Raw genomic sequence first — 5,280 nt, forward strand, 5'->3', positions numbered from 1 at the left:
GCCGACGCTCGGCATGCTGCTGCGGGCCGGCACGCTGGCGATGGCGATGGGCGTGCTGTGGGTGCTGGCGTCCGCGGCACGGCAGCAGCGCAGCGCGCCCGCGCTGCTGCTGACCGTCACCGCCGTGATCGGCCTGGCGATCGGCCTGCGCGACCTGTGGGTGTTCGGCCAGCCGGAGGCCGGCGATCCGGTGGCCTGGAGCCGCTACACGGTGCTGCTGCTGATCGCGGTGGCGGCGTGGCTGCTGGTGGACGAGTTCACGCGCTCCAGCGCCGAACTGCGCGCGCTGAACCGTGACCTGCTGGACCGCGTGGCGCAGAAGGAGCGCGACCTGCAGATGGCGTTCGAGGGCACACGGCTGCGCGATCAGCGGCAGGCGGTGCTGGCCGAGCGCGACCGCATCCTGCGCGAGATGCACGACGGCCTGGGCGGCCGGCTGGTGGCGGCGATGGCGCTGACCTCGCAGGTGGAGCGCCAGTCACTGCCACCGCCGGGCGGCGAGCCGCGCAGCGTGGACGAGCCGCTGCGCGACCTGAAGCTCACGCTCGACGATTGCCTGGTGGAACTGCGGCTCGCGCTCGACTCGCTGGAGACCGACCAGCGTCCGCTGATCGAGGCGCTGGCCGAGCTGCGCTTCCGCGTCGAGCCCTCGCTGCGCGCGGCCGGCGTGCGGCTGGTGTGGCAGCTCGACGACGCGGCGAGCGAGGTGGAACTGCCGGCGGCGGAGACGCTGCACGTGCTGCGCATCGTGCGCGAGGCGCTGACCAACGTGATCAAGCACGCCCACGCCACCGTGGTGTGGCTGCGCCTCGAGGCGCGCGGCACGCAGCGGCTGGCGCTGGCGGTGGTGGACAACGGCCTGCAGCAGCGCATGAGCGAAGCGCAGGTCGACATGCCGCTGTTCGTGCCGCCGTCCATCGTGCACGGAGGTCGTGGCCTGGCCAACATGCAGCGCCGCGCGGCGGCCTTGTCGGCCCGCCTCGACAGCGGCCCGCACCCGGAGGCTGGGCGGTGACGCTGGAGTTGCCGCTGCCGGGAGCGGCAGCGGGCTGAGCGGGGCCGCGGTGAGGGCGCGGCTTCTCAGGCCACCGGCGGCGCCGTGTCCGCGAAGCTCGGTCGCTGGCTCAGCTTGTCGAGCAGCTTGGCCAGCGACGGATGATCGTCGCGCCAGGGGATCTGCGGGAAACGGAACGACAGCCAGCCGAGCGCGCAGCCGACGGCGATGTCGGCCAGCGTGAAGTGGTTGCCGCCGCACCAGGGGCGGTCGCCCAGGCCCTGGCTCATCGCCTGCAGGCTGGCGTCGACCTTGGCCATCTGGCGGTCAACCCAGGCGTCGCTGCGCTGCGCCTCGCTGCGGCCGGCCCAGGTGCGTTCGAGCCGCGCCAGGATGGCGGCGTCGAGCAGGCCGTCGGCCAGCGCTTCCCAGGTGCGCACCTCGATGCGCTCGCGACCGGACGGCGGGATGAGCTTGCCGACCGGCGACAGCATGTCGAGGTACTCGACGATGACGCGCGAGTCGAACACCGCCTCGCCCCCCTCCATCACGAGGCAGGGCACCTTGCCGAGCGGGTTGGATTCGGAGATGGAGGTCTCCGCGCCCCACACGTCGTCGAGCACGAACTTGTACTCGAGCTTTTTCTCGGCCATCACGACACGGACCTTGCGGACGTAGGGGCTGGCGAGGGAACCGATGAGTTTCATGGGAGGTGGGGTGTGGGGTGCGAAACGATTCTAGCCAGCCGCCCCGACCGGACCGCCGCCTTCCGGGGCCGTGTGGCACAAGCCCCCCTCCTACAATTGCAAGCTCCCTGCCACGCCCGTGGCGCGCCCGCACGACCGACCGCTTCCCATGCAATTGACCGCCCCTCACCGCCCTGTCGCCGCTCGACGGCCGCTACGCCGCCAAGCTTGCCGCGCTGCGGCCGCTGCTCAGCGAATTCGGCCTGATGCACCGCCGCGTGCAGGTGGAAGTGGAATGGTTCATCGCCCTCAGCGATGCAGGCCTGCCCGAACTGGCACCGCTCGGCAGCGAAGCCCGTGCTCACCTTCGAGCGCTGGTGACGGGCTTCGCCGAGGCCGACGCACAGGCCATCAAGGACATCGAGAAGACCACCAACCACGACGTGAAGGCAGTCGAGTACTGGCTGAAGTCGAAGTTCGCCGGCCACACGGAGCTGCAGGCGGCCGGCGAGTTCGTGCATTTCGCCTGCACCAGCGAGGACATCAACAACACCAGCCATGCGCTGATGCTGGGTGCCGCCCGCGAGGGCGTGCTGCTGCCGGCGCTCGATGGCTTGGTGGCCACGCTGACGCGCATGGCGAACCAGTTCGCCGACCTGCCGATGCTGAGCCGCACCCACGGCCAGACCGCCAGCCCCACCACCGTGGGCAAGGAGATCGCCAACGTGGTGGCGCGCCTGGCCACCGCGCGCCAGCGCATCGCCGCGGTGCCGCTGCTGGCCAAGATGAACGGCGCGGTGGGCAACTACAACGCCCACCTGTCGGCCTACCCCGAGCTGGACTGGGAGGCCTTCAGCCGCCGCGTGGTGGAGCAGCAGCTCGGCCTGGCGTTCAACCCGTACACGATCCAGATCGAGCCGCACGACTACATGGCCGAGCTGTTCGACGCGGTGACGCGCTGCAACACCATCCTGATCGACTGGTCGCGCGACGTCTGGGGCTACATCAGCCTGGGCTACTTCAAGCAGAAGCTCAAGGCCGGCGAGATCGGCTCGAGCACGATGCCGCACAAGGTCAACCCGATCGACTTCGAGAACGCCGAAGGCAACCTGGGCCTGGCCAACGCGCTGCTCGCGCACCTGAGCCAGAAGCTGCCGATCAGCCGCTGGCAGCGCGACCTGACCGACTCGACGGTGCTGCGCAACATGGGCGTGGCACTGGGCTATGCCCTGCTGGGCTGGGACTCGCTGGCGCGCGGCCTGGGCAAGCTCGAGGTCAACGAGGCCGCGCTCGCGGCCGACCTCGACGCCGCCTGGGAGGTGCTGGCCGAGCCCATCCAGACCGTGATGCGCCGCCACGGCCTGCCCAACCCCTACGAACGGCTCAAGGAGCTGACGCGCGGCAAGGCGATCACGCGCGAGTCGCTCGCCGCCTTCATCGAGACGCTGGAGCTGCCCGAGGCCGAGAAGCAGCGCCTGCGCGCGCTGACGCCGGGCAACTACACCGGCAAGGCGGCCGAGCTGGCGCAGCGCATCGGCGGCTGAGGGCGCACACGACATGAGCTTTCGCGCCCGCCTGCTGGCCGCCGAGCGGCTGAACGATTCGCTGCTGTGCGTGGGGCTGGACCCCGAGCCGGCCAAGTTCCCGGCGCCGTGGACCGGCGACGCGGCGCGCATCTTCGACTTCTGCGCCCGCATCGTCGACGCCACCAAGGACCTGGTGATCGCCTTCAAGCCGCAGATCGCCTACTTCGCGGCGCACCGCGCCGAGGAGCAGCTGGAGCGGCTGATGGCCTACCTCCGCCGCGTGGCGCCCGACGTGCCGGTCATCCTGGACGCCAAGCGCGGCGACATCGGCAGCACCGCTGAGCAGTACGCGCGCGAGGCCTTCGAGCGCTACCAGGCCGACGCGGTGACGCTGTCGCCCTTCATGGGCTTCGACTCGGTCGAGCCCTACCTGCGCTGGCCCGGCAAGGGCGCGATCCTGCTGTGCCGCACCTCCAACCCCGGCGGCAGCGACCTGCAGAACCAGCGGCTGGCCGACGTGGAGGGCACACCGCGGCTGTACGAGCACCTGGCGCAGCTCGCGCAGGGCCCGTGGAACACCAACGGCCAGCTCGGCCTGGTGGTGGGCGCGACCTTCCCCGAGGAGCTGGCGCGCGTGCGCGCGCTGGCACCGACGCTGCCGCTGCTGATCCCCGGCGTGGGCGCCCAGGGCGGCGACGCGGCGGCGACGGTGAAGGCGGCGTGGCGCGGCGACAAGGCAACGACGAGCGCGCCGATCATCGTGAACTCCTCGCGCGCGGTGCTGTACGCCGGCCGCGATGCCGAGTTCGCGAGCGCGGCGCGCCAGGTGGCGCTGGCCACGCGGGCGGCGCTGAACGCGGCGCGCTGAGGAAACGGCAGCCCCCTCATCCCCGCAACGGCAACCCCCGCCGCCGCACCCCGGTCAACACGAACAGCGCATTCGCCACCGCCGGCGCAATGGGCGGCGTGCCGGGCTCGCCGACACCGCCGGGCGGGTGCTCGCTGGCGACGAGGTGGGTCTCGATCCGCGGCGACTCGGCCAGCGTGAGCAGCGGCTGCCCGGGAAAGTTCTTCTGCTGCACCACGCCGGCCACGATGTCGATGCCGCCGTGCAGCGCGGCGCTGAGGCCGAACACGATGCCGCCCTCCATCTGCTGCCGCACGATGCCGGGGTTGACCACGGTGCCGCAGTCGATGGCGCAGACCACGCGGTGCACGCGCGGCACGCCGCCGGCCGCCAGCGACACCTCGGCCACCTGCGCGACGATGCTGCCGAAGCTCTCGTGCAGCGCCACGCCGCGCGCACGCCCGGCCGGCAAGGGCCGACCCCAGCCGGACTGCGCCGCGGCGAGCTGCAATACCGCGGCGTGGCGCGGGCTGCCGGCCAGCAGCGCGAGCCGGTAGGCCACCGGGTCCTGCTGCGCCGCGTGCGCCAGTTCGTCGATGAAGCTCTCGAGGAAGAAGGCGTTGTGCGAATGGCCGACCGAGCGCCAGTAGCCGACCGGCACGCCGCTGCGCGTGGCGACATGGGCGATGCGCTGGTGCGCGATGTCGTAGGGCTGGTCGAACAGGCCCTCGGCAGTGGTCTTGTCGGGCAGGTCGACCGGGCCGGCCAGCCAGGCAGGCCGCGCTCCATCCAGCGCGGCGTGATGGCATCGCCGGCGCTCGCGACGCGCAGCGACAGCGGCCGTCCATCGGCCCCCAGCACCGCCTTCAGCGCCGCGGCCGCGGCCGGGCGGTAGTAGTCGTGCGTGGTGTCCTCCTCGCGCGACCACAGCAGCTGCACCGGCCGGCCGCCGGTCTCCTGCGCCACCGCGACGGCCTGCGCCACGAAGTCGGCATCGAGCCGGCGGCCAAAGCCGCCGCCCAGCAGCGTGACGTGCAGCGTCACCGCGTGCTCGTCGACCCCGGCGGCGCGCGCCGCGTGCGCGCGGGCGATGCCGGGCACCTGGGTCGGCGCCCACACGGTGACGTGGCCGTCACGGACCTGCGCGGTGCAGTTGATCGGTTCGAGCGCGGCGTGCGCGAGGTAGGGCGCGCGGTAGAGCGCCTCGACGGTGCGTGCGCCGGGGCC

Annotated in this window: 4 protein-coding genes and 1 pseudogene; 3 read left to right on the forward strand and 2 right to left on the reverse strand. The window is 72.3% G+C overall.

What is annotated here, in order from left to right:
* Positions 1-1,015 (forward strand): sensor histidine kinase (locus Y694_RS19545; RefSeq protein WP_036235590.1); only part of this gene is annotated, 1,015 nt, incomplete at its 5' end.
* A 65-nt stretch (positions 1,016-1,080) separates the two neighbouring features.
* Here the strand turns inward: Y694_RS19545 and Y694_RS19550 are convergent.
* Positions 1,081-1,701 carry a glutathione S-transferase C-terminal domain-containing protein gene (locus Y694_RS19550; protein WP_011831196.1) on the reverse strand — a complete coding sequence of 207 codons (621 nt, stop codon included), beginning with the start codon at positions 1,699-1,701 and terminating at the stop codon, positions 1,081-1,083.
* A 173-nt stretch (positions 1,702-1,874) separates the two neighbouring features.
* Here Y694_RS19550 and purB point away from each other — a divergent pair, with 173 nt between their 5' ends.
* Entirely contained in the window at positions 1,875-3,224 is a 1,350-nt protein-coding gene (gene purB / locus Y694_RS19555) for an adenylosuccinate lyase (RefSeq protein WP_036235593.1), read from the forward strand.
* 13 nt (positions 3,225-3,237) lie between these two features.
* Entirely contained in the window at positions 3,238-4,074 is an 837-nt protein-coding gene (pyrF, locus tag Y694_RS19560; RefSeq protein WP_036235595.1) for an orotidine-5'-phosphate decarboxylase, read from the forward strand.
* A gap of 16 nt (positions 4,075-4,090) precedes the next feature.
* On the opposite strand, the pseudogene Y694_RS19565 reads toward pyrF, so the two are convergent.
* Positions 4,091-5,280: pseudogene (locus Y694_RS19565) on the reverse strand (xanthine dehydrogenase family protein molybdopterin-binding subunit); the annotation flags it as partial.

The organism is Methylibium sp. T29-B, from assembly GCF_000576225.1.
Lineage (GTDB): Bacteria > Pseudomonadota > Gammaproteobacteria > Burkholderiales > Burkholderiaceae_C > Methylibium > Methylibium petroleiphilum.